Source organism: Aminobacter sp. P9b (assembly GCF_045345995.1).
GTDB classification, from domain to species: domain Bacteria; phylum Pseudomonadota; class Alphaproteobacteria; order Rhizobiales; family Rhizobiaceae; genus Aminobacter; species Aminobacter niigataensis.
The window spans coordinates 2,707,715-2,732,049 of record NZ_CP150082.1 but is presented as its reverse complement, the minus strand read 5'-3'; the positions used below and the strand labels follow the sequence as shown (position 1 = coordinate 2,732,049).

Below are 24,335 nucleotides of genomic sequence, written 5' to 3'. Positions count from 1 at the left end.
CCTAGATATTTCCATCCTAAGCCATTGCTGTCGCAAAATGACCGAGGCTTCGCCCGATGCCTGAAATTCGTCCATTGCAGGCCGACGACCTCCCAGTCGTCGCCGACATGTTCCAGCGCGTGCTGCGCAAACGACGCACACCGGCGCCTGCGTCGCTGGCCGGCTACCTCCAGCGCCTCTATCTCGATGCCACCGACGGCAACGGCGGATCGCCGTCGCTTGTCCACGTCGCCGACAACGGTCGCGTTTCAGGCTTCGTCGGCGTTACGTCGCTGCCCATGCGCTTTGCGGAAACCAAGCTGAACGCCTCGATCTGCGGGTCGCTGATGGTCGACGAGGACCAGCGCAACGACCTTTCCGGGGCCAGGCTTCTCAAGGCATTCCTTGCCGGGCCGCAGGACATTTCCTTCAGCGAGACGGCAAGCGATGTCACCGCCAACATGTGGACGACGCTGCGCGGCGCGATCCTGCCGCAATACAGCCTCGACTGGATCAAGGTCATCAAACCCGCGAGCTTCACCGTCGCGGGGGCCAAAGCCCGCGTACCGATCGCCCGTTTTGCCGCACCAATTGCCCGTGCCGCGGACGCCGGCCTGCGGCTCCGTCGCAGCGGCGAGTTCTCGCGCTGGTTCGGTGCCCGCGACGCCGCGGCGACACTCGGTCGCTACACGGTCTCCGACATCGACCAGGACGGATTTTCAAGGCTGCTCGGCAAATTCACGTCAAGGTTCGCGGTCCATCCGGAATGGAACGATGCCTTGCTCTCGCGCATCATGGCGGACGCCTCGGCCAAGAAGGACTTCGGTGCGGCTATCCGATGCACCGTGTCGACCCGAACCGGTGCCGTCATCGGCGCCTTCATGTATTTTGGGCAGGCTGGCGAAATAGGCCACGTCCTCCAGGTCTTGGCCCTGCCCGGCCAGGCCGGAGCAGTGATCGATTGCCTGATTGCTCATGCGGCAACAGCGGGCCTCGCAGCCGTCAGGGGACGAACCCAGCCTGCATTGCTGGAAGCGATGCTCGGTCGACAAATAATCTTCATCAACGTCAATTCGACCGTGGTGCACGCCCGCGATCCGGAACTCGTCCGGCAGTTCCAGGCCGGCAACGGCTTCTTCAACGGGTTGGTGGGCGAACACTGGAGCCGGATATTCGGCGACAGGTTCGACTGAACCACCGGCTTAGAAAGCGTAGGACAGAATATCTCCGGCCTGGCTGCTCATCGGTCCGTAGCGGCAGGCGCCCCGCATCGATTTCGACACGCAAAACCGGTTGACCGCGCGCGTCGTGGTTCCACTGAGCACGCCGTTTACCGGACCATTGTAGAAACCGGCCTGCTTGAGCTGGTGCTGGGCCAGGTAGATGTAGGCATTGGGATGGGTGGTGCGCATCATGCGGATGAGCGATTGGCGCGACTCCGCCGAGAGCTCATGCATGCGCGCTGCGATCTGCTGGTAGTCCCCCCGCCCTGAAGCGTCAGCGGAGAACAACATTTCCTCGACAAGCCGGTCACCGCGCGACAGCCAAGGCGACAGCCCGGCGAACAACTGCCGGGCGCGCTTCGGATCGGCCTTGATGAAGGTCGTCCGTCCGTAACGACGGCCGTCACGATAATAGCTGATCAGGTGGCGCGCAGCCGCGATGTTGCCGCTGGCGGCTGCTCGCTCAAGAATAGCCACCGCAGCCTTGGCGTCGCGTTTCGTGCCCATGCCGTAGAGCATAGCGTCGGCCAGCGGGACGACCGCATCGTTCAGGCCCATCGCCTCGGCCTGGCGCAGCGCCGCAACGCCGTCGGCCGGTTTGCCGGCGTTGCGCAGCAGGCTTTCCGACACTGCAGAGCCGAGAATGAGCAGACCGTAGGCGTCGCCAGCCTCGGCCGCTTGGCGGTAATATCCCGCGGCACGCCGACCATTGCTCTGCAGCAGTTTGCCTTCGCGGTAGAGATCGCCGAGCCGTATCAGGCCCTGCGTCCAGCCGAGCGACGCAGCTTCGGCATATGCCCGCATCGCCGCCGAAATATCGGGCGGACCGGCATCGCCTCGGGTCAACAAATCGCCCATGACGACATGCGCCTCGCCCTCGCCGCTTTCCGTTGCCTTCCTTACCATGGCGCGACCTGCCGCTACGTCCTGCGTGGTGCCCTGCCCTCGCGCCGTCATGGCGCCAGCCCGAACCGCGCCGACAACGTTGCCGCGCGCCGCAGCCTGGCGGTAATAATCGAGCGCCTTCGGCAGATCGACCGCCTCAGTCATGCCATCGCTGTAGAAGTCACCGAGCCGCACCAGTGCGTCCGCGTCGTCGAGATCGGCCGCGCGCTTGTAGGCTGCAACGGCGCCTTCGCCGTCGACATCGCCCGATTGCGGCTCCCGCAGCAGATCGCCCAGGCTTATCAGCGCCACCGGATTGCCTGCATCGGCGATCCGCCGAACGATGCTGCGCCCGCCCTCGACGTCGCGCGCCGTACCAAGTCCGTGCGCCGTCAGTTCGCCCACCCGCAGGGCGGCGTGGATGTTGCCGGCGTCGGCCGCCTGCTTGTAGTAGCCGAGTGCTGCGGGGAAGTCGGTTGCCGGCAGTCCCGGTGTCAGAACGCTATAGATGTCGCCAAGCAATGACAGTGCCTCGGCATCGCCGGTACCGGCGATGGCCTTTATCGAGGACAATCCTCCCTCGACGTCCCGTCTCGTGCCCAGCCCGCGGAACGTCAGCTCGGCGACACGCAGCTTGCCGAGTTGCTGTCCGGCCCTCGCCGCCTTGTCGTAAAATTCAAACGCCTTGGCAAAGTCCGGTTTGCCGGCGCGGCCACTGCCATAGAGGTCGCCGAGCCGCAGCGACGCATCGAGATGGCCAAGGGCAACCGCCTTGGTGTAGGCCGTCTCCGCCTCCTGGATGTCGAGCGGGCCGACATTGCTGTCGCTCATGATGTCGCCCAGCGAAACGAGCGCGTGCAAATTGCCGCGATCGGCAAGCGAACGCACCAGCGCGCGGCCGGCCGTGCTGTCCTTTTCAGGGCCCTGGCCGCGCGCCAGCATTTCGCCGCTGCGCAGAATGCCTGTTTCGTTCCCAGCCGCCGCGGCGCGGCGGAAATAGCCGTAGGCGCGCTTCAGATCGACTGAGAGTCCGTGGATGCCGGGACGGCTGTAAAGATCACCCAGCAAGGCAAGGGCAGCGCCATCACCAGCGGAAGCGACCTCTTCGATGGCGGCAAGGCCTGCCTCGACATCGCTTTCAGTGCCTTCGCCAAGCACACGCATTTCCCCGACGCGAAGCCTGGCGGGGGTGCTGCCGGCTTCGGCAGCCTGACGATAGTAGTCGAATGCCTTTGATAGATCGCGATTGGTGTATGCTGAATCACTGTAGAGATCGCCAAGGCGCAACAGCGCGTCGGCATTGACTATGCGGCCGGGCGTCGCGGCATCGCCCGAGCCTGCAGATCCGCCCGTCTCCGGTGCGATTTGTGCCGACGATGCCGTACCCGCCAGGAGGATCGCGACAACAGCCGATAACGCGACATGACTTATACGCGACAAAGCCAACTCCCCAGCCACACCCGTGCTGTTCAGTAACGGACGCTTTCACCCGGCGCCGTTGCCGTCGGGTCTTCTGCGTCGACCGCCTTCAGATAGTACTCCGCCGCCTTTTTGCCGTCCGCCGGCACGCCCCTGCCGTCGCGATAGAGGTCGCCGAGCCGGAGCAAGGCATCCGCCCGCCCCTGCCGCGCGGCACTCTCGTAGGCCGCCACCGCGGCCTGACCATCGATGGACCCAATGGCCCCCGAAAGATGAAGGTCGCCGAGAACGACATAGGCGTAGGGGTCACCGGCGGCGCCGACCTGCCTGACAAGGTCGAGACCCGCCGCGATGTCCTGGGATGTACCTTCGCCGCGCGCGGTCATCTCGCCCTGCCGCAGTCGGCCGGTCTCATCTCCGGCCAGCCCGGCCCTGCGGTAGAACTCGAATGCCTTGCCCGGATCGACAGGGATAGGTCCGCCCACCCGATAGATGTCGCCGATGCGCACCAGCGCATCGGGTCGACCGAGAACTGCCGCCTTCTCATAGGCACGCACGGCCTCCGGCGCATCGAACGCGCCTGTCGACCCGTCCGCCATTAGTGTTCCCAACGACATCAGCGCTTCGCTGCTGCCGGCATCTGCCGCCGCCCGCACCAGCGCCAGGCCATCGACAACGTTCTTGGTTGTGCCCTGGCCGCGTACCATCATCTCGCCGGCGCGCACGCTGCCGATCACGTTGCCGGCATCAGCCGACTTGCTGAAATAGCCGTATGCCCGGGCCGGGTCGGCCTGCAGAAGCCCCCCTATGCCACGCTGGTAAAGCGCCCCGAGCAGGTTCAGCGCTTCGGGGTCTCCGTCGTCTGCGAGCGCATTCATCTGAGCCAGCCCCGCGTCGACGTCGCGGTTCGTGCCGCGCCCGAGCAGGGTCATCTCACCGACCCGTAGCTTGCCGACGATATTTCCAGCCTGAGAAGCCCTGACGTAGTAGGAGAACGCCCTGGGCAGCTCCGACGCCACCGAGCCGTTGCGGCTGTAGAGATCGCCAAGCCTGACCAGTGCATCAGAATGGCCGAGCGAAGCCGCCTTGTCGTAGGAGGCTACAGCTGCAGGGAGGTCGACAGGCGCCACAGTCGGGTCGCTGAGCAGATCGCCAAGCGCGATCAGCGCGAAGGTATCGCCGTGATCGGCAAGGCCGGCCAGCATTGCGCGCCCCGCCTGGTAGGACTGGCCAGTGCCACGTCCGCGGGCCAGCATCTCGCCGGTCCGCAGGATCCCGGTCTCGTCGCCGCTGTCGGCGGCGCGGCGGAAATAGCCGAACGCCTTTGCAAAATCGATCGAGATGACACCGCCGTCGGTTCGGCTGTAGAGCGAACCCAGAAGCACGAGCCCGGCAGGATTGCGGGTGCGGGCAACCACTTCCTCGATCATCCCGAGCCCGGCATTGACGTCCTTGGCGACGCCCTGGCCAATGGCCGTCATTTCGCCAATCCGAAGCTTGGCGGCATCGTAGCCAAGCGCAACGGCCTTTCGGTAGAAGTCGAACGCCTTGGCCGGATCCATGGCCACCATGCCCAGGCCGCCCGGTCTATATAGATCGCCCAGCAGCACCAGCGCCTCGGCGTTGCCGCTGTCGGCGAGCGCGGCGATGATGGCCAATCCCTTGCCGGTATCGCGGGCCACGCCCTGCCCGCGCGCCAGCATCTCGCCAACCCGTAGCTTGGCATCGTCGCTTCCGGCCTTGGCAGCCTGATCATAGAAGAGGTAGGCCCGTTTCGGGTCGGCGGCCACCACCCTGCCCTCACGGTAGAGATCGCCAAGCCGCATCAGCGCCTCGGCGCTGCCCATCGCCGCAGCCTGAAGGTAGAGTTCGGTCGCTGCGAAGGGATCGGCCGGAGCATCCTCGGAGGTTTCCATCAGGTCGGATGGTGAAATGATCGCGTAGATGGCGTCGGGCCGGCCCGGGTTGGCCAGGCCGCGATAGTAAGCGAGCGCCGCCTCGGCACCCCCGACCGTCGTCTTGCCATCACGATAGAGGTCGCCGAGCGCCATGTAGGAGGAAGCAACGGCCTTGATGAAGCCGTCGGTCGGCGTTGACTGCTGGCTTCGCAGGACCGGCGGCGCGGCTGCGGGCGACGACGGAGCCTGCGCGTCGGGGCTGGATTCAGCCGCGATTCCCGACATCATGACGCTGGCAAGACACAACCAGCCGATACGCATGGGCCCAAGCTCCCGACAGCGCGATGGCTGCATTCAAGCAAATGCAGCAACGCTAATATGAAACAATCATTGCACTTTCCCGGCAAGAACAATTTCGACCTGCAGTGTCAGCCGCGCCTGTCCGCGCAGGCTGGCTTTCCAAGGTACGGCACCAAAGGCGGCACGGTCCTACTTGACCCATTCGCCCATCCTTATGCCTGCATCATCCGGAACGAAGACACTGGCGTCTGCTGTCGCCCTCACCAACCGGAACCGCGCCGAGGCCCGCAATGCTGTTTCGATGGCGTCAAGCGAGCCTTTCGGCATGACCCCGAGGTCGTCGATGTAGGCCTTCTGGCTTCGGGTGATGATGACGAAAGCCGTGCCCGGCGGCCGGCCGCGCAGCCAACCCGACAGCTCCGCCGCGGGGTCGGCGAGTATCGCGGCGATGGACTGCTTGCTCTCGGTCGAGATCGGCACATAGATGAAATTCTCGTAATTCATGAACTGCTGGGGGTAGTTGGGCGCGCCCTCGACCAAGATAGAACCGGCCGGCGCATTGGCATAAAGCCATTGCGATGCCTCAACCTCGGCCTGGGTGAAGCTGTACTGCCTGTCCTTGCCGTTGTTGGCGAGGACGAAGGCCACCGACAGAACTGCGCCCAGCGTTCCCAGGGCATAGCGCGCGATCGCATCCCTCTGCGTACCCGACCAAGGGAAAAACAAGGCCGCAGCGAAAAATGCGAGGAACGGCAGGGCAAACAGGTAGACGCGGAAGGCTATCTCGCCGCCATAAGACGTCGCGACCAACAGGAAAGCAGGGGCAAGCGTCAGCACAACCGCCGGCCCGTCGCGGAAGCCCGCCACGAGCCGCCGCAATCCGCCAAACATCGCGGCCAGCGCGATGATGCCCGTCAGCGCGCGCGACGCCCATGACACCACCACCTGTCCAGGGCTTACGATGGAGGTGTCGACCAGGCGTTCGCCAATCTCGGTCGATGTATCGCCGAAGCGCTGGACCAGTTCCGGCAAGACCGTCGCCATGTAGCCGTCCGCGTAAAACAGCAGCCAGGCGGCCTCGACCAGAACGGCAAAAACCAGATAGCCCAAACTGAGCTGTCCGAGGAACCACAGGCCGCCTAGCGCCACCATGACCACCATCGGCGTCAGAGGGTGGGTCGCCACGATAGCGGCAATCAGCACCATGGCCAGCACCGAGGCCAGCACTCGCACATGCGGCGCGACCCCAAGCGTCATCAAGGGCTGGCCGCGCGAAACCAGAGCGAAATAGCGACCGGCGATCCCGCCGAGACCACGACCTTCGGGATCGCCCCAGCTATGCTCGATGCGAAGCGGTCCGACGCAAAGCGCGATGAGCATCAAATAGAAAAGGAAGGCGACGCCCTGCGGCGAGTAATAGTCCTGGCCGATCCAGTTTCCGACAGCGAAGAGCCAGACAGCACCCCAGACAAGTCTGGGGTCGGCCGTGAAGCGGCGATAGATGAGCGGCAGCACGAGGATGTAGAGGAGATTGAGCACCGGCGGCGAAAACCGCGCTATGTTGGCGAGCTGGATCGGCTTGATGTCGAACAGGTTGGCGATTGCGGCGCTGACGACGAACAGCCCAGGCCAGTTGCTGTAGGCTGCCAGGAAGGGGGCCGTCGGGTCGATCTGGCCATGCCGCTGCACGTAGTCGACAACCCCGACATGCTTCCAGGCCCAGGCATAACGCAAGGTATCGTAGACGATCGCGGGCGTGCCATGCAGCAGCAAGACCAGCATGGCGATGTGCAGCAGCGGAATGCGGGTCTCGCATACGCCACGCCTCAGGCTGAGCGCGAAGCCGACGCCAACCGCAGCGTATGCCGCCCAGATGGTGGGGGGCATAACCGAAAACAGGCCATAGTCGTCCACACCTGCGGGGTCGGTGAGATACAGGCTGACCACCCAAAGCGCGAACGCCAGCCCGAGGCAACCTAGGGATAGAACGGCCGAGCGGCCCAAAGTCCGGTCGTCCCTTGCGGCAAGCGGCTGGCCGATTGCCGGCCTGGCAAGCGCGAGACGAGACTCGGTGACGATCACATTCATATCGAGCCTCCATTGGAGGATACGATACGCAGCACGCGATCGACATTGGAAGCCATCCAGAGCCGGCCGATGCCCTCCGGATCGGGGTGCCGCATCCGCTCGCTGACCTGGTGGAGCCACACCAGAGAGACCATTGCCCGGGTCGCACCGGCGTCGTCGCTCCAATGGGGGGCGTCGCCAGGGCCGGCGGCAAGCCAGGTCCGTTCATCCGCATGCCATTCCGGGACCCACAGGAGATCTGAGACGACAGCGCCGAGTGGCTCCGCCGAAGCGGTCATGCGCATGGCGATTGCCAGCCCACACGCATCGAAGCCGTCCGGAGCATTGGATCGGGCATTGCCCCACTCCAGGATGCTCGCGAGGGAGACGATATCGCCGCCAGCCCTGGCAAAGCGGAGGTTGCGCAATTGCAGGTCGCCGTGGCACCAGCCGAGACGCTCGTCTCGGCCCAACCAGTACCTGCGTTGCTCCGCCACGAATATGTCGAGCGCCTGCTTTCGCCTGGCGGACGACATCATCGAGCCCGGCAGATGCAGCAACTGTGCTGCGGGGCGCTCAACCCATTCCCGGAACCAGACCTCGTCAATGCTGCGTTGCGACGCCGTCCAACCATGCACGAGCGTTGCGGCGCGGCCAGCAGCCACCAGCCCGGATTGCAGTTGTGCCGGATTTCGCAGCAAGGCGCGCCCATCCTCCCCTTCAACCACTGTCTCGATGCAGTCGACACCGCCCTCTGTCCGCCTGACCGCCAACCGGGAGGGCAGCACCTTCGAGAGCCCTTCAAACCGCGGGTCAGCCTGCAGCAGGTCGAGATTGTCGATCATCCGCTCGAGATAGGCAGCTGCAATGGGATCGTGTCCGCTGCGAAGTATGGCCTTGGTCTCTGTCTCGTGCACGACCGCCCCATCGGCCGCGTGATCGCCGAGGTAGATGACGCTCGTCCCTTCAGGCCCTGGCTCTGCAGCGAGAGCCCGCCAGTTCGACGCATCAGGCCTGGCGGTGAACGCCAGTATTGGACGAAGGTCCGCTTCGACGGGAAGCGCCGGTTCAGGGGGGCGCCCGAAGGGCAGGAATTGCGACGACAGCCTCTTCAGCGATGCCGCCACTGCCATGCCCCAGTCGTGCACGCTGTGGCGGCGATTGGTGACAAGGGCGAGCACGCCAACCCCGCATGTGACCGCCAGCATAGCCAGCAGCCACGCATGGGCCATACCGATCGGCCCCTGGAGGGGGACGAGGACGGCACCGGCGCCCAGCGCCAGCACCATCAACGAAACCTCGACGGCAGCCACCGACCGCATCCACCCCTTGGTGCGGGCGATCGAGAGGTAGATCGACAGTACGGCGGAGATGACGCTGGTGATCGTGAAGACACGCAGAATGGACGCACCTTCGGCGGCATAGGCAGCGCCGAACACCGACATGACCGGGTGCGCGAATACCAGCATCAATACCACGAGGCCGAGTAGCGGCAGCACCGACATGACGGCGGCATCCGCGGCGAGCGAGCGCAGCCGGCCGCTGTCGCTGGCCCCTTCGGCGAGCAGCGAAAGCCCCATCGAACTGCCGACGTAATAGAGGGAGGTGAAGATCGTCCACGCGACGAAGAAGCTGGCGCTCTCGGCAGCACCGACAAAGTTGAGCACGATCAGGGGTGTAGCAGTCCAGGCCACCATCATCGACACCGACCCGATATAGTCCCAGCCGAAGAAGCGGGCCATGGCGCGGCGGTCGAGCAGGTGCAGATCCCCTGGTTCGGCCTTTGGCAAAAGACGCCTGAAGATCAGCAGATTGACGGCCAGGACAAAGACCACGACCGGTACCGTCCAGGACAGCGCTATCGCCTCCCAACCCAGGCCGACGAGCGCGAGCGGCACCAGCATCGTGATCTTGACGACCTGATAGATCGTCTTGGAGACGGGAACCCATATCGACTGCCGCAGGCCTGACAGCGCGCTGTCCTGCAGCGCAAAGACCGACCATATGGCGACCGTCACCACGAACCATGCAATGACGCCGGCGCTGTCTGTCAGCACGCCAAGCTTCGGCATGAAGGCGCCGACGACCAAAAGGAAGCCTGTCGCCACGATCACCGAGGCAACCACCGATGTCGCATAGGCAAACAGGATCAGCCTTCCGGCACGCCCCCCTATCGTCGGAACGAAGCGGACGAGCAGGTTGCCGAAATTGAGCTGGGCGGCGTTGGAGAGGTTGACGATGGTCGCCGTGATCGCACCACCGAGACCAATCGCCTCCTGCGAGCAATAGCGGGCCGCCAAAAACCAGAATGCCAAGCCCAGCACGGCGCTCAACCCGCTGTTGGCTATGAGCGCGTAGCCGTTGCGCAGCAGCGACGACGCCATCAATCCCGACGGCACAAGCGATTTCCAGCCCCGTCCGCGCCTGCCGCTGACCGGCATCTGTGCCTGTCCAGGATGCCGCAGGCTGGGCGGGTGGGCGGTCATTCACCCACCCGCCGCCAGACACGGACATAGTCGATCAGGAAATCGGCCGGGAACTCCGTCCTGGCATCGGGCGAGCCTGGCCAATTCCCGCCCACCGCCAGATTGATGAGCAAGTACATCGGCTCCTGAGAAATGCCCTCCGGATTGGTGTAGCGCCACATCTCCTTGCCATCGAGATACCAGATGACGGCGTCCTTCCGCCACTCCAGGCCATAGACGTGCCAGTTGTCGGCAAGGTCGACCGTCCTGGCATTCTTGCCAGCGCTCTTCCAGTTCTTCTGCTTATCGAGATAGTGCAGGTGCATCTCATAAGTGCTGGTCGCGTGGCCGAGCACTTCGAGAATGTCGATCTCCGGACGCGGTTCCTGCGTCGACGGCAGCAGCCAGATGGCCGGCCACAGGCCCTTGCCGCGCGGTACCTTGGCCCGGATTTCGAAGTAGCCGTATTTCGTGGCAAAACGGTCGGGCCGCGCCCGCTCGAGATAATCTCGTCCCGTCGTCACCATGCCGGAAGTGTAGTTGAAGGTTCGGCCCTCATGGCCGGCGACCTTCTCAGGCCGTGCCGTCAGGCGCAGGTGGCCGTCGGCAACACTGACGTTGTCGGGCATGTACCACTGCAGTTCCTTGTTGGCGAGGTTGGTGCAGCCGCCCTTGTCCCACCAGTAGCAGCGGGTCCATTTGCTGCGGTCGAGCCTTGGCCGGTTGAACTCCTCGGTGAAGATCTGTTCCCATTGCCCCTTGATGAGCGGCGGCTCGAGCTCTTGAGCGAAAGCACCCGCCTGCGTGAACCACCCGACGCACGCCAGCCCTACCAGCGCCGCACCCCAAGATCCCATACCCATGCAACAACCCAATAGGTCCGATTACATTGGCCCGCCGTAGAACATACCAGACTGCGGTTACCTGCGTGGTTCCGCAAGATGGATCGCGCGCATTTGCCAACGGTGACAGGCAGTTCGACGCTTACGATCTGTTAACTAGGACCGACCGGGGTACGGTTCGTCAAGCAATTTCGCCTCCCGCGGTAAATGACACCGGCGTTCCGGCGCACATGCCAAGGTCACCGAAACCGAAAACGATCACGTCATTTTGAGCATCCGAACTATCTCTGCGCTCTTACAATAGATCGAATGATTTACTTACACGCTGAATTTACAGACTATAATCCATATCGTGGCGATCAAATAATAAGTTACTGATAGAAAATCTCTATCAACTCAGATTATCGACGCTTCTTGATAAACACGAAACTGTGAAAGTAACTTTCACCCGTGCGATAGTGCAATTTTGCAGAACCTGTGACATTGGCCGCCAAAACGGGAGGGGTTCACGGACCCGATTGATTTCACGATGACCGAGAACCCGCTAGCCGCGGCAGTCGCGCAATCGCGCGGGTTCGTCGTGCAAAGCCCTGCGCCGCGCGAAGTCTGGCGGCGCCTGATGCTGCTCGATCACGAAGCCCTTCCCTATCAATCGCCGGCCTGGCTCGACAGTCTTTGCGCACTCGGCAAGCACAAGGATGCGAGCCGCGCCTATCGCTTCGACGGCGGCCACCAATACATCCTGCCGATGGTCAGTCGAAGGGGACTGCCGGAACGGCTGTCGGTGGCAGAGTCGATGCCCTATGCCTGGGGCCGCGGCGGGGTCATCTCTTCGGCTCCCCCCCGGGTAGAGCACCTGCGCGCCATTTTCGAAGATCTGGCCAGCCTGCCCTATCTCAGGATTGCAGTGCGGCCCAACCCGCGCCACGCCCATCTGTGGTCGGCCGCGGCGCCCCCGTCTGTCACCGTCGTACCGGGCCTTGCCCACGTACTCGACCTGAGTGGCGGATTCGAGGAGGTATGGTCGAGGCGCTTCAAGAAGACGACACGTACACGCGTCCGCAAGGCCGAACGCACCAGCATCGTCGTCGAACGCGATACCACCGGAAGGCTGGTGCCGGTGTTCCATCAGTTGCTTCGCTCGTCCTTCAACCGATGGGCCGACAAGCAGCACGAGCCACGGCTACTCGCAAACCTACGCGGCGGCCGACGCGACCCGATGATCAAGTTCAGCTCGATTGCCAGGCATTTCGGCGAGGCATGCCACGTCTGGATCGCGTGGGTGGAGGGTAAGCCGGCAGCTGCCGCATTCGTGCTTCAATACGGTAACGTCAACGACGCCCGCGGCGCCATAGACCGACAGGCGCTCGGCACGTCCGGCGCCAACGACCTGATCCAGAAACTGTCGATCGAAGAAGCCTGTCGCAGCGGATGCCGATATTATCATTTCGGCGAGACCGGCGCTTCCACCTCTCTTGCACACTACAAGCAGCGCTTTGGCGCCACCCCCCACCCGCATGCGGAGTATTTTCTGGAGAAGCTGCCGATTACGGCTGCGGACGGTCACCTGCGAAGGGCAGCGAAATGGATGATCGGCTTCAAGGATACCTGAAGAAACGCATCATCCCGGCACCGCCAGCAACACCAGTCGCTGCGCGCCGAAAAAGAAGGCCGCTGCGAGCAGCACCATGGCCGCAGCCTCGAGCCACCAGGGCCAATGCGTGCGACCGGGCCGCAAGCTCGCGACCGATATCTGGCGAAAGGCCAGCACCGCGATGGCGGATGCCACGGCAAGGACACCGTTGGGATAGCCGCCAGCAGCGTCGCCAACTCGCAACTGTTCCTCGCCGATCTCGGCCTTGAGCTGCACTTGGCCGTTGCCATCAACGCCGTCGGCGCTCAGTACCCTTGCGGTCCTGATCGAGGGATGAGCGATCAGCGCCTCGCGAAAACGATCCAGCACCAGCGGATCATAGGCATCGCCGGGCTTGAATGGCTGCAGGCGGATCAAATCCTCTTCCTTGAGGACAACGAGCCCGCTGTAGGTGACGGTACCGAATGTGGCCACCGCGCCGGGATCGACTGTCATGCGAACCATCGCCAGGTGCCTGCCCGGCATCGACTGCATTTGGCGATCGGCAATGTGGACGAAAGGATACGAAGCGCTGCGAACGCGCCAAAGTATCTCATCCTCCAGGGTTGCCAGGACCTCGCCGCTGGCCGGCTCGCCGGTGGCGGTGGCCAACTGCCGTGAAAGGTCGTCGCGGACCGCCTGCGAAAGGCCGCCGACACCATCGACCTCGATCATACCGACACGGTAGAGCGGGCCGGGGTGCGGCTTGAACATGACCTTTTGCGGCGCGTCACCGTCCGAATAGCCAGAGACGTCGACGCGTGCGTCACGATAGCCTCGGCCACGCATCAGTTCTTCCAGACGGTGGCGCTCGGCCTCGACAAGCCGCTTCCAGGAGCCCTGCTGATCAGTGCCTGCCTTCGACCGCTCCAGTTCCGGCGCGTTCAGGCTCGCCCGCAAGGCCTTGTCTAGATCGACATTCGAGGTCGACTCAAGCGCGATTGCCGGAAAGTCGGCAGCAAAACCAATTCCGTCCAGCCACGACAGAATTGCCGCGCAAGCCATCAGGACGATGGCCGGCAATGACCTTGCTCTTGGCATGTCTCTCGCTGTCACACCTCATTCATACACCCCACCTTCCTGGAGTGAAAATAGCCCCGAACAGATTCCATCTCGCAGGGAATGGCGCCATCCTCGAGCCACGCTGCATCCTGCCTCGCAATCGGGCGGCGAAGAGAGCGTCTCCTATCCGCCACACGGACCCCGCTGCGGCAAAAGCAGAGCCCGGCGGGAAGGAACTGTTAACCACTCGCTTCCTATTGCTCGGGGGTACGTTTCATCGGCGAGTCTTGAGTATGGCATACACGCGTTATCCTCGAACCAATCCTTCGAACCCAACCTCGCCCGACAGCTCCGAGCAGCCGGGGGACGCCGCCGGCTATTCCGGTCGCGTCGTCAATCTCTATGGCAACGAGCAGTCCTACATGAAGCCCAGGGGCAACACCCCGGCCGGCAATGCCTCTCCAAAACTCAGCGGAATGGAAGGCCCCGCCTGGCAAGATTATTTCTTCCTGGCACCTAACGTGCGCTTCACCCGTACGCCCGACTACGAGGCGGCGAAACGTTCGCCACGAGATAGCGAGAGCGATGTCGAAGGCACGACGGAGGACAAAAGCTCGGCGCAGCAGGCGGCAATCGAAGCCGCTGCACCCATGGTCTCCCAGGCATATTCAGCCAGCCAGTCACAGGTGAACAATCGGATCACCGCGCAGCCAACGTCCGGCAACAAGACACAGCCGTCGCCGGCCATGGCGCCCGGTCCGCTGCAGCGTGTCGTGGAAAAAGCGCAGGTTCTGCAATCGGCGGCTCCGGCTGCGGCCGCTACGGGGAGCGCTGCTGCCCAGCAAGCAGTTTCCCGGCATACCGACGCGCCGAACGAGACAGCCAACCGTAAGGAGACCCGCTGGTCGTATCTTTCCGACCATGCCTTCTTCGAGTTCATGGCGCCCTACGTGGTCGAGAGCACGAAGGGCGCCGTGCCTTCGCAGCCTGCCCCTGCTCGCGTGGCGCCGGCCGTGGCGACCCCGGTTGCACCAGCTCCAATTGCCGTCAGGCGCGTAGACGTCCGCCCGGCGCCCTCGGTCGACGTCACCTCGCTGTTCCGCGTCATCGAGCGCCCGTCAAAGGCGCAGACAGCGGCCGCCCCGACTGCCGCAAGCGAGAAGGCCGCCGTAGCAACCGAGGCCCAGGCCAACGAGACTCCAACGGCCAAGCCGGTGCCGCAGGAACCAGCCATCGCACCACTCGTCGCAGCAAACGATGCGGTTCCGGCGCCGGCGGCCAAAAGCGTGGAAATCACCATGCCGGTTCCAGTGGCGCGACCGGCCTCGCCCCTGCCTCCAATCACTGCCCTCATTCATTCCGGCGCCGGCGAGGCTTACGAGCTTCCCTCCGAGGAGCTGTTGCAGCAGCCGCCAGAGGGCCAGGGCTTCTACATGTCGCAGGAGCGGCTGGAGCAGAATGCCGACCTTCTGGAAAGCGTCCTCGAGGATTTCGGCGTGCGCGGCGAGATCATCCATGTCCGCCCGGGGCCGGTCGTCACCCTCTACGAATTCGAGCCGGCGCCGGGCGTCAAATCCTCCCGTGTCATCGGCCTCGCCGACGACATCGCCCGCTCCATGTCGGCGATCTCGGCGCGCGTCGCCGTCGTGCCCGGCCGCAACGTCATCGGCATCGAGCTGCCCAACGAGACGCGCGAGACCGTCTATTTCCGCGAGTTGATCGAGTCCGGCGACTTCCGCAATACCAGCTGCAAGCTGGCGCTCTGCCTGGGCAAGACGATAGGCGGCGAGCCTGTGATCGCCGAACTCGCCAAGATGCCCCACCTGCTCGTCGCCGGCACCACCGGCTCGGGCAAGTCGGTCGCCATCAACACCATGATCCTGTCGCTGCTCTACCGGCTGAAGCCGGAGGAATGCCGCCTTATCATGGTCGACCCCAAGATGCTGGAGCTATCGGTCTATGACGGTATCCCGCACCTCCTGACCCCCGTCGTCACCGACCCCAAGAAAGCGGTCACCGCATTGAAATGGGCGGTGCGCGAGATGGAGGACCGCTATCGCAAGATGGCGCGGCTCAGCGTGCGCAACATCGACGGCTACAACCAGCGCGCGGCGATCGCCCGCGACAAGGGCGAGACTGTCGTGATGCAGGTGCAGACCGGCTTCGAGAAGGGCACCGGCGCGCCGCTGTTCGAGGAGCAGGAGATCGACCTCGCGCCGATGCCCTACATCGTCGTCATCGTCGACGAGATGGCCGACCTGATGATGGTCGCCGGCAAGGAGATCGAGGGCGCCATCCAGCGCCTCGCCCAGATGGCGCGCGCCGCCGGCATCCACCTGATCATGGCGACCCAGCGTCCGTCAGTCGACGTCATCACCGGCACCATCAAGGCCAACTTCCCGACGCGCATCTCCTTCCAGGTGACGTCGAAGATCGACAGCCGCACCATCCTTGGCGAACAGGGCGCCGAACAGCTGCTCGGCCAGGGCGACATGTTGCATATGGCCGGCGGCGGCCGCATTGCCCGTGTCCACGGCCCGTTCGTCTCCGACGCCGAGGTCGAGCAGGTCGTAGCCCATCTCAAGTCGCAGGGACGGCCCGAGTATCTTGAGACGGTTACCGCGGACGAGGAAGACGAGGTGCCGGAAGCCGACGACAGCCCCGTCTTCGACAAGGGATCGGTCGCTGCCGAGGACGGCGACAACATCTACGACGAGGCGGTCAAGGTGGTGCTGCGCGACAAGAAGTGCTCGACCTCCTACATCCAGCGCCGGCTCGGCATCGGCTACAACCGCGCCGCCTCGCTGGTCGAGCGCATGGAAAAGGAAGGCATCGTCGGTGCGCCCAACCATGTCGGCAAGCGCGAGATCATGCTCGGCAGGCGCGAGCCGGTAAACGCGCCTGACGAGATGGATTGACAGCCGCCGCTAGGCGTGGAGCTTTAGGGCAAGATGCCCAAGGCGGTCCACGCCTTGGGCATTTTTTGATTGGCAGGGCGGAAGTGTGCTCCCGATGATCTACCCTGCGCCGACCCGGTTCTTCAGGATCGCCGAAAAGCGCGGATCGAACGCCCGGCTGATCGGCTCCGAAGCGGCCCCGAGCGCGATCGACCACGGGTCGGTGATGCCTAGTTGCAGGCGCGGCAAGGTTCGATCTGGCCGGGCGGCGATCGACTGCAGCAGTGGATGCATTGCCTGCAAGATGAGGCGGGCCAGCGCCTCGGGCGCGCCACTGGTCAAGATGACCGTCTGCGGATCGAAAAGCGTTTCGATGAGTTGCACGCTCCAGCGCAGGTCCTGGGCGGCGGCATCGACCCAGGCCAGCAGCTCCGGGTCCCCGGCCATGGCCAGGGCGTCGACATGTTCGTAAATGCCGGCATCGGAGGGGTCGAGATCCAGATGCTGATAAAGCGAGGCGAGCGACGCCCGGTGTTCAAGCACCGTGCCGTCGGCGCCACGCGGCGACAACAGTGCCATGCCGATCTCGCCGGCATTGCCATTGCCGCCGCGGTAGAGTTCGCCATTGAGGATGAGGCCGGCGCCGATACCATAGCCGACATAGAGGCAGACGGCGTGGTCGACACCATGTGCCGCCCCCACTAGGCGCTCGGCCGTGGCGCAGGCGGCGGCGTCGTTCTGCAGGCCGACTTCCAGCCCCGTGCCGGCGGCAAGCGTCTCGAGTAGCGGAAATTTCTGCCAGGCCGGCATCATCCATTTGTTGTCGCCGAACTCTGCCAGCCCGAACGGACCCGGCATGGCGACGCCGAGGCCGACCAGGCGCTTTTCCGACTGTGCCGAGATGCGCGAAAGCTCCGTCCGGATGCCTTCGATCAGGCCGAGAATGACCCTGACACCGCCCGCGGGATCGTCGGGTGGCAGGTTCGCCTCTGAACGGACCAGGACGGTGCCGACGAGGTCGACCGCAACCGCGCGGGTCAGGTGGCGGTCGATCTGGAGGCCGATGGCGAATGCGCCTTCCGGCACCAGCCTGTAAGGCGTCGACGGCTGCCCCCTGCCCTTTCTCACCGCCTCCAGAGGCACCACGAAGCCGTCGCGCTCGAGCTCGTCGATGATGTTGGACACGGCCTGCTTAGTGAGTTGCGTCGCCCGAGCCAGGTCGGCACGTGACAGAGCTCCATTGAGCCGCAACGCGTCGATCATGACGCGGCGGTTGTGCGCGCTCGCGCCTTCCTGATTGGTGCCGCTGGTGGCTCGGATCGGCCTGATATCGTTCACCACTGTTTCCCCTCTTGACTCCAATAGATAATTGCAGAAGTAATAAGTCAAGTCAGTTGACTTAATAAGGAACCGTGAGAGTTCCGGGGAATGAAGACGGCTGGAGCCGTCGTGTTTTTCGACTGTGACACCGCCTGGGAAAGAACGCCGGGACCTTCGTGCGACGCCTTTCCGAAGCGAGATGGCGGCGCGTGGCGCCGGCATCACAGGATTTGCCAACGTCAGATAATGGAGGATGCAATGTTGAAATCGTTTAGCAGGGCGCTGCTGGGTGCCACTCTCATTGGCGCAGCTTTCGTGCCCCAGGCTTTCGCCGAAACGTCGATCAATGCGCTGTTCATGGCGCAGGCCGCCTACAGCGAGGCGGACGTGCGGGCCATGACCGAGGCCTTCACCAAGGCCAATCCCGAAATCAAGGTCAATCTCGAATTCGTGCCCTACGAAGGCCTGCACGACAAGACCGTGCTCGCCCAAGGTTCGGGCGGCGGCTACGACGTGGTGCTGTTCGACGTCATCTGGCCGGCCGAATATGCCAGCAACAACGTGCTGGTCGACGTCTCCTCGCGCATCACCGACGACATGAAGAAGGGCGTCCTGCCCGGCGCCTGGACCACCGTCAACTATGACGGCAAGTCCTACGGCATGCCCTGGATTCTCGACACCAAGTATTTGTTCTACAACAAGGAAATCCTTGAGAAGGCCGGCATCAAGAACCCGCCCAAGACCTGGGACGAACTGGCCGATCAGGCCAAGATCATCAAGGACAAGGGCCTTCTGGCAACACCGATCTCGTGGAGCTGGTCGCAGGCCGAAGCCGCGATCTGCGACTACACCACGCTGGTCAGTGCCTATGGCGGCGAGTTCCTCAAGGACGGCAAGCCGGCGTTCCAGAGCGGCGGCGGTCTCGACGCCCTGAACTACATGGTGACCAGCTACACCTCCGGCTTGACCAACCCGAACTCCAAGGAATTCCTCGAAGAGGACGTGCGCAAGGTCTTCCAGAACGGCGAAGCGGCCTTCGCACTCAACTGGACCTACATGTACAACATGGCCAACGACCCCAAGGACAGCAAGGTCGCGGGCAAGGTCGGTGTCGTTCCCGCCCCCGGCGTCGCCGGCAAGAGCGAGGTTTCGGCCGTCAACGGTTCGATGGGGCTCGGCATCACCTCTGCCAGCAAGAACCCCGACGAGGCATGGAAGTTCATTACCTTCATGACCTCGCAGGCGACGCAGAACCAGTATGCCAAGCTGAGCCTACCGATCTGGGCTTCGTCCTACGAGGATCCGGCCGTCACCAAGGGACAGGAAGAGCTGATCGCCGCAGCCAAGATCGGCCTGGCCGCGATGTATCCGCGCCCGACGACGCCGAAATACCAGGAATTGTCGACGGCGCTGCAGCAGGCAATCCAGGAATCCCTGCTCGGCCAGGCCAAGCCGGAAGACGCCTTGAAGGGTGCCGCCGAAAACAGCGGCCTCTAGGTTTACTGCCCCAACTCTCCGGGCGGCTTCGGCCGCCCGGCCCTTTCGGTTCCGGTGAAAGAGTCGCCTCATGTCGGGCTCATGGATGACGACCCGCGCATGGCTGCTGATGCTGCCCTTGCTCGTGGTCATGATATCAGTCATCGGCTGGCCCCTCGTCGACACCGTCCGCCTGTCGTTCACCGATGCCAAGCTCGTCGGCACCCAGGGCAATTTCGTCGGCTTCGACAACTACGCAAAGATGCTGTCAGGCTCGAATTTCCAGCGTACGCTGGTAACCACGACGTGGTTCGCGGTCATCTCCGTCGCAGCGGAAATGGTACTGGGCGTTCTTGCCGCCCTCTTGCTGAACCAGCAGTTTCGTGGCCGCGCGCTTTTGCGCGCCCTGATGATCCTGCCCTGGGCGCTGCCGACCGTGGTCAACGCCACGCTGTGGCGGCTGATCTACAATCCCGAATATGGCGCCTTGAACGCCGCACTGACGCAGATCGGCCTGCTTGATGCCTACCGTTCCTGGCTCGGCGAACCCAATACAGCACTTGCAGCCCTGATCGTTGCCGACTGCTGGAAGAATTTCCCGCTCGTCGCACTCATCGCACTGGCTGCCCTGCAGGCCGTACCGCGCGACATCACCGCGGCATCGCTCGTCGATGGCGCCGGACCAATCAACCGCTTCCGCTTCGTCATCTTGCCCTATCTGGCCGGACCGCTGATGGTGGCGCTGGTGCTGCGCACCATCGAAGCGTTCAAGGTCTTCGACATCATCTGGGTGATGACCCGCGGCGGGCCTGCCAACTCGACGCGGACGCTGTCGATCCTTGTCTACCAGGAGGCATTCTCGTTCCAGCGCGCCGGCTCCGGAGCATCGCTGGCGCTGATCGTCACCTTGCTGGTCACGGTCCTGGCCGTTGCCTATGCCGCTTTGGTCAGGAAAGTCGCGGGGAGCACCGCCTGATGGAACGCAAGGGCCTCCTTTTCACCGTCTTCATCTACGCGTCAGCACTTCTGCTGGCGGTGGTGATCCTGGCACCCGTGCTGTGGCTGTTCATCATGAGCATCTCGCCTGCGGCCGATCTGTCGGCCAAGCCTTTGCGCTGGTGGCCACAGGAGGTCGACTTCTCGCGCTACCGGATGCTGCTGTCGACGGTCGAAAACAGTGCGGGGGCTGCCTTTGTCGCCTCGCTCTACAACAGCTTGAGGATCGCCGGCATGGCAACAGTCGCTGCGATCGCGCTGGCCATCCCCGCCGGCTGGGCGGTATCGCGTACACCGACGGTGGGCTGGTCGCTTTCAATGGTGATCGCCACTTACATGCTGCCACCGGTGGCGCTGGCCGTTCCGCTGTACATGGGCCTTGCCTGGCTCGGCCTGCTCAACAACATCTTCGGCCTGGCACTCGTCTACCTGACCATCCTTGCGCCGTTCACGACGTGGCTGATGAAGTCGGGCTTCGATTCCATCCCGAGGGAAATCGAGTCCGCGGCGATGATCGACGGCGCCAGCCTGTTCCAGACACTACGCATCATCACCCTGCCGCTGGCAGCGCCGGTGGTGGCGACGTCAGCGCTGTTTGCGCTGCTGCTTGCGTGGGACGAATTCTTCTATGCACTGTTGTTCACGTCGGACCTGCGCGCCAAGACGCTGACGGTGGCCATCGCCGATCTCGCCGGCGGTCGCGTCTCCGACTACGGACTGATCGCCACCGCGGGCGTTCTCGCCGCACTTCCCCCGGTGCTGATCGGCCTCGTCATGCAGCGCGCCCTGATTTCGGGGCTGACCAGCGGCGGCGTGAAAGGATGACCATGACGCAACAAGAGACCAGGCCCGCCGGGCTCGTGGCGATCGACCGCGAAATGGCGCGCCAGTACGGCGATGCACTGGCATCGTTCGCAGAATCCGCGGAAATGGCCGCCAGGGTTGCCGCCTCGCTGGCCAGCACGGGGCAGTTGCTGTTGCTCGGCATGGGCGGTTCGCATGCTGTCGGACGGGCGGTCGAGCCGCTCTATCGCGCGCTCGGTATCGATGCCATCGCACTGCCATTATCGGAACAGCTCGGCCAGCCGCTGGCGCTCGACGACCGCACGGTGCTGATGACCTCGCAATCCGGCGAAAGCGCCGAGGTCTTGCGCTGGTTCGCCGAGACCGGCGGAAATTCCGAGACATTCGGGCTGACTCTGGAGGCCGGCTCATTCCTGGCTCGCACCGCGCCGTCGCTGGTCGGCATCGGCGGCACCGAGCTCGCCTTTGCCGCGACGCGAAGCCTGACTGTCACCCTGGCCTTGCATCTCGCCATCCTGGCCGCACTTGGCGAACACCCGAGCGGGGCGCTCGTCGCGCTCCAGGCGCCCGAAGTCGTCGACATCCGTCCGGCACTCGCGGCGCTGGAGAACGTCGCGACCGTCGTCACCTCGGGGCGTCGCCTGCAAGGCGTTGCCGAAGCCCTCGCCCTCGGTCTGACTGAACTGTCGCGGCGTCCGTGCTTCTCGCTCGAAGGCGGGCAGCTTCGTCATGGACCGATGGAAATGCTCGGCCCCGACATCGGCGTCGTGCTGTTTCGCGGCGACGACCCGACAGCCTCTCTCGTCACGGCAATGGCGTTGTCGGCCATCGAGACAGGAGCACCGGTCGTCATCTTCGATTCGTCCGGCGTGGCACCCGTTGCCGGCGCCGTCACGCTTCGGTTCAAGCGGGCCACCGGCATGGCCGCCATCTTTGCGATGCTGCCGACGGCACAGCGCCTGATGATCGCCTTCGCCGATGCCCGCGTCGACAATGCCGGCACGCCGGTGCGCTCGACCAAGATTACCCGGAGCGAATGAATGCGGCCTCTAGCGGTGATCGGCAACGTCAATGTCGACCTCATTCTCGGACCGACGGCCCCCTGGCCCAAGGCCGGTACTGAGATCATCGTCGACCACGACGAGTTGCGCGTCGGCGGCCAGGCGGGCAACTCTGCCCTTGCCTGGGAGGCGCTCGGCGTCGATTTCGAGATCGCCGCCAATGTCGGCAACGACCAGTTCGGCCTGTGGCTGCGCACAGCCTTTGGCCGCCGCGCGGCGAAGTGGGCCATTTCTTCCGAGCGCACGACGCTGTCGGTCGGCATCACCCACCCCGACGGCGAACGCACGTTCTTCACCACGCACGGCCACCTGCCCCGCTTCAGCCTTGCCGACACGCTTTCGGTACTCGACGGCAAACGGCTCGCCGGCGGCTATGCTCTGCTTTGCGGCTCGTTCCTGACCACTGACCTCGCCCGCGAATACGAGGCCTTCTTCGACTGGGCGCATGGCCACGACATCTCGGTCGTTCTCGATACGGGCTGGCCGCCGGACGGCTGGACCGCGGCGAACTGCGCAACGACCCGCGCCTGGCTTTCACGTTGCGATTGCGCGCTCTTGAACGAGGTCGAAACGACGACGCTGGCCGGTCGCGACGATCCCGCCGAGGCGGCACAGGCGATCTGGTCCAGCATGCGCAAGGGCGCCATCGTCGTGGTCAAGTGCGGGCCGGATGGCGCCATCGCCATCGATGCCGATGGCGAGCTGGCATCGGCAATCGCCCCGCAGGTGAAGGTCGTCGACACGATCGGCGCCGGCGACGTGTTCAATTCGGCTTTTCTGGCAGCCCTTGCCAGGGGCCAGCCACTCGAAGCCTGCCTCGCCGCGGGAACGCAGGTGGCATCGCGCGCAATCTCCACCTTGCCCCGCAGCTACGGCACCTTGCCGGATTTCAGGGACGATATTGCATGAGTGCGCTTGAAATCCAGAACATCCGCAAGAGCTACGGGGCCATCGAAACACTGAAGGGTATCGATATCGCCCTGCAAAGCGGCGAGTTCCTGGTGCTGCTCGGCTCGTCGGGTTGTGGAAAGTCCACCCTGCTCAACATCATCGCCGGGCTGGCCGAGGCGACAAGCGGCGACATCAGGATCGGCGACCGCTCGATCCTCGGCGTCCACCCCAAGGACCGCGACATCGCCATGGTGTTCCAGTCCTACGCCCTCTACCCCAATCTCAGCGTCCGCCGGAACATCGGCTTCGGGCTCGAGATGCGCAAGGTGCCAGTCGCAGAGCGCGACAAGGCCGTGCAGGAAGCGGCCCGGCTGCTGCAGATCGAAGCGCTGCTCGACCGCAAGCCGAGCCAGCTCTCCGGCGGCCAGCGCCAGCGCGTTGCCATCGGCCGGGCGCTGGTGCGCAAACCACAGGTGTTCCTGTTCGACGAACCGCTTTCCAACCTCGATGCCAAGCTGCGGCTGGAGATGCGCACCGAACTCAAGCGCCTGCACCAGATGCTGAGGACGACCGTGGTCTATGTCACGCACGACCAGATCGAAGCGATGACGCTGGCCACCCGGATCGCGGTGATGAAGGACGGCCGGATCGAGCAACTGGGAACCCCGGAAGAGATCTACAACCGCCCGGCCACGCTCTATGTCGCCGGCTTTGTCGGCGCGCCGCCGATGAACATCCTTGACGTCACCGTGCGCGGAGGCGCGCTCGAGGTGGCAGGATCTGATGTGGCGATCCCGCTGCCGGCGCGATACGCTGCGATCGGCGATGGGGCCAGGCTTTCGCTTGGCATACGCCCCGAGGCGCTACGGCTCGCAACCGAAAACGTCGCCGGGCTGTCGTTGCCGGCAACGGTCGAAGTCGTCGAACTGACCGGTCCGGAATTGATCACGACAGCGCGGATCGGCGGGCAGAAGCTGATTGCGTGCCTTGCGCCACGCGCGCGGATCAGCGAAGGGGAAAACCACAGATTTGCGTTCGATGAAGAAGCATTGCATCTTTTCGATCCCAAGACCGGAAAGGCTTGCGAAGTATCGTCGTAAGACAAGTCACTGGGTATAAGTCGGCCGGCAATTCCTCCCCAAAAACGCGAAACTGCTTCTCACAGAATTAGCTGTGT

16 protein-coding genes are annotated in these 24,335 nt (G+C 64.1%); 9 read left to right on the top strand and 7 right to left on the bottom strand.

The window, feature by feature from the left end:
* The first annotated feature begins 56 nt into the window (after nucleotides 1-56).
* Nucleotides 57-1,172 carry a hypothetical protein gene (locus WHT83_RS13395; protein WP_406871430.1) on the top strand — a complete coding sequence of 372 codons (1,116 nt, stop codon included), beginning with the start codon at nucleotides 57-59 and terminating at the stop codon, nucleotides 1,170-1,172.
* A gap of 9 nt (nucleotides 1,173-1,181) precedes the next feature.
* Here WHT83_RS13395 and WHT83_RS13390 read toward each other — a convergent pair whose 3' ends face one another.
* The 5 genes from WHT83_RS13390 to WHT83_RS13370 form a co-directional block, all read right to left on the bottom strand.
* Nucleotides 1,182-3,527, bottom strand: a complete 2,346-nt coding sequence (locus WHT83_RS13390) for a hypothetical protein (protein WP_406871429.1) — start codon at nucleotides 3,525-3,527, stop codon at nucleotides 1,182-1,184.
* A 29-nt stretch (nucleotides 3,528-3,556) separates the two neighbouring features.
* On the bottom strand, nucleotides 3,557-5,725 hold the full coding sequence (locus WHT83_RS13385) for a tetratricopeptide repeat protein (protein WP_406871428.1): 2,169 nt from the start codon (nucleotides 5,723-5,725) through the stop codon (nucleotides 3,557-3,559).
* A gap of 168 nt (nucleotides 5,726-5,893) precedes the next feature.
* Nucleotides 5,894-7,792, bottom strand: a complete 1,899-nt coding sequence (locus WHT83_RS13380) for a hypothetical protein (RefSeq protein ID WP_406871427.1) — start codon at nucleotides 7,790-7,792, stop codon at nucleotides 5,894-5,896.
* Entirely contained in the window at nucleotides 7,789-10,257 is a 2,469-nt protein-coding gene (locus WHT83_RS13375; RefSeq protein WP_406871426.1) for a phosphotransferase, read from the bottom strand. The genes WHT83_RS13380 and WHT83_RS13375 overlap by 4 nt, the downstream gene beginning before the upstream one ends.
* A complete protein-coding gene (locus WHT83_RS13370) occupies nucleotides 10,254-11,099 on the bottom strand; it encodes a family 16 glycosylhydrolase (RefSeq protein WP_406871425.1) in 846 nt (281 codons plus the stop codon). The genes WHT83_RS13375 and WHT83_RS13370 overlap by 4 nt, the downstream gene beginning before the upstream one ends.
* Before the next feature lie 508 nt (nucleotides 11,100-11,607).
* Here WHT83_RS13370 and WHT83_RS13365 point away from each other — a divergent pair.
* Complete coding sequence (locus WHT83_RS13365; RefSeq protein WP_406871424.1) at nucleotides 11,608-12,690, top strand: GNAT family N-acetyltransferase; 1,083 nt, start codon at nucleotides 11,608-11,610, stop codon at nucleotides 12,688-12,690.
* A gap of 9 nt (nucleotides 12,691-12,699) precedes the next feature.
* Here the strand turns inward: WHT83_RS13365 and WHT83_RS13360 are convergent, their stop codons facing one another.
* A complete protein-coding gene (locus WHT83_RS13360) occupies nucleotides 12,700-13,734 on the bottom strand; it encodes a hypothetical protein (RefSeq protein ID WP_406871423.1) in 1,035 nt (344 codons plus the stop codon).
* Nucleotides 13,735-14,006: 272 nt separating this feature from the next.
* Here WHT83_RS13360 and WHT83_RS13355 point away from each other — a divergent pair, with 272 nt between their 5' ends.
* Nucleotides 14,007-16,631 carry a DNA translocase FtsK gene (locus tag WHT83_RS13355; RefSeq protein ID WP_406871422.1) on the top strand — a complete coding sequence of 875 codons (2,625 nt, stop codon included), beginning with the start codon at nucleotides 14,007-14,009 and terminating at the stop codon, nucleotides 16,629-16,631.
* 99 nt (nucleotides 16,632-16,730) lie between these two features.
* Here WHT83_RS13355 and WHT83_RS13350 read toward each other — a convergent pair whose 3' ends face one another.
* On the bottom strand, nucleotides 16,731-17,948 hold the full coding sequence (locus WHT83_RS13350) for an ROK family protein (RefSeq protein ID WP_406871421.1): 1,218 nt from the start codon (nucleotides 17,946-17,948) through the stop codon (nucleotides 16,731-16,733).
* A gap of 240 nt (nucleotides 17,949-18,188) precedes the next feature.
* On the opposite strand from WHT83_RS13350, the gene WHT83_RS13345 reads away from it, so the two are divergent.
* The 6 genes from WHT83_RS13345 to WHT83_RS13320 all read left to right on the top strand — a co-directional run bounded on the left by WHT83_RS13345 (nucleotide 18,189) and on the right by WHT83_RS13320 (nucleotide 24,258).
* On the top strand, nucleotides 18,189-19,427 hold the full coding sequence (locus WHT83_RS13345; protein ID WP_318762030.1) for an extracellular solute-binding protein: 1,239 nt from the start codon (nucleotides 18,189-18,191) through the stop codon (nucleotides 19,425-19,427).
* A 70-nt stretch (nucleotides 19,428-19,497) separates the two neighbouring features.
* Nucleotides 19,498-20,382, top strand: coding sequence for a carbohydrate ABC transporter permease (locus WHT83_RS13340; RefSeq protein WP_406871420.1), 885 nt, complete (start codon nucleotides 19,498-19,500; stop codon nucleotides 20,380-20,382).
* Nucleotides 20,382-21,227, top strand: a complete 846-nt coding sequence (locus WHT83_RS13335; RefSeq protein ID WP_406871419.1) for a carbohydrate ABC transporter permease — start codon at nucleotides 20,382-20,384, stop codon at nucleotides 21,225-21,227. The genes WHT83_RS13340 and WHT83_RS13335 overlap by 1 nt, the downstream gene beginning before the upstream one ends.
* Nucleotides 21,224-22,246: an SIS domain-containing protein gene (locus WHT83_RS13330; RefSeq protein ID WP_406871418.1), complete on the top strand. Its 1,023-nt coding sequence runs from the start codon at nucleotides 21,224-21,226 to the stop codon at nucleotides 22,244-22,246. Before WHT83_RS13335 ends, WHT83_RS13330 begins: the two co-directional genes overlap by 4 nt.
* Nucleotides 22,247-23,176 carry a PfkB family carbohydrate kinase gene (locus WHT83_RS13325; RefSeq protein ID WP_406871417.1) on the top strand — a complete coding sequence of 310 codons (930 nt, stop codon included), beginning with the start codon at nucleotides 22,247-22,249 and terminating at the stop codon, nucleotides 23,174-23,176.
* Nucleotides 23,173-24,258, top strand: a complete 1,086-nt coding sequence (locus WHT83_RS13320) for an ABC transporter ATP-binding protein (protein ID WP_406871416.1) — start codon at nucleotides 23,173-23,175, stop codon at nucleotides 24,256-24,258. The genes WHT83_RS13325 and WHT83_RS13320 overlap by 4 nt, the downstream gene beginning before the upstream one ends.
* The last annotated feature ends 77 nt before the right edge of the window (nucleotides 24,259-24,335 follow it).

Excerpts from the sequence above, each read along its gene's own strand:
- WHT83_RS13375 (WP_406871426.1), bottom strand. The coding sequence starts at position 10,257 with ATGACCGCCCACCCGCCCAGCCTGCGGCATCCTGGACAGGCACAGATG.
- WHT83_RS13370 (WP_406871425.1), bottom strand. The coding sequence starts at position 11,099 with ATGGGTATGGGATCTTGGGGTGCGGCGCTGGTAGGGCTGGCGTGCGTC.
- WHT83_RS13355 (WP_406871422.1), top strand. The coding sequence starts at position 14,007 with ATGGCATACACGCGTTATCCTCGAACCAATCCTTCGAACCCAACCTCG.
- WHT83_RS13395 (WP_406871430.1), top strand. The coding sequence starts at position 57 with ATGCCTGAAATTCGTCCATTGCAGGCCGACGACCTCCCAGTCGTCGCC.
- WHT83_RS13330 (WP_406871418.1), top strand. The coding sequence starts at position 21,224 with ATGACCATGACGCAACAAGAGACCAGGCCCGCCGGGCTCGTGGCGATC.
- WHT83_RS13380 (WP_406871427.1), bottom strand. The coding sequence starts at position 7,792 with ATGAATGTGATCGTCACCGAGTCTCGTCTCGCGCTTGCCAGGCCGGCA.
- WHT83_RS13385 (WP_406871428.1), bottom strand. The coding sequence starts at position 5,725 with ATGCGTATCGGCTGGTTGTGTCTTGCCAGCGTCATGATGTCGGGAATC.
- WHT83_RS13325 (WP_406871417.1), top strand. The coding sequence starts at position 22,247 with ATGCGGCCTCTAGCGGTGATCGGCAACGTCAATGTCGACCTCATTCTC.
- WHT83_RS13345 (WP_318762030.1), top strand. The coding sequence starts at position 18,189 with ATGTTGAAATCGTTTAGCAGGGCGCTGCTGGGTGCCACTCTCATTGGC.
- WHT83_RS13365 (WP_406871424.1), top strand. The coding sequence starts at position 11,608 with ATGACCGAGAACCCGCTAGCCGCGGCAGTCGCGCAATCGCGCGGGTTC.
- WHT83_RS13335 (WP_406871419.1), top strand. The coding sequence starts at position 20,382 with ATGGAACGCAAGGGCCTCCTTTTCACCGTCTTCATCTACGCGTCAGCA.
- WHT83_RS13340 (WP_406871420.1), top strand. The coding sequence starts at position 19,498 with ATGTCGGGCTCATGGATGACGACCCGCGCATGGCTGCTGATGCTGCCC.
- WHT83_RS13320 (WP_406871416.1), top strand. The coding sequence starts at position 23,173 with ATGAGTGCGCTTGAAATCCAGAACATCCGCAAGAGCTACGGGGCCATC.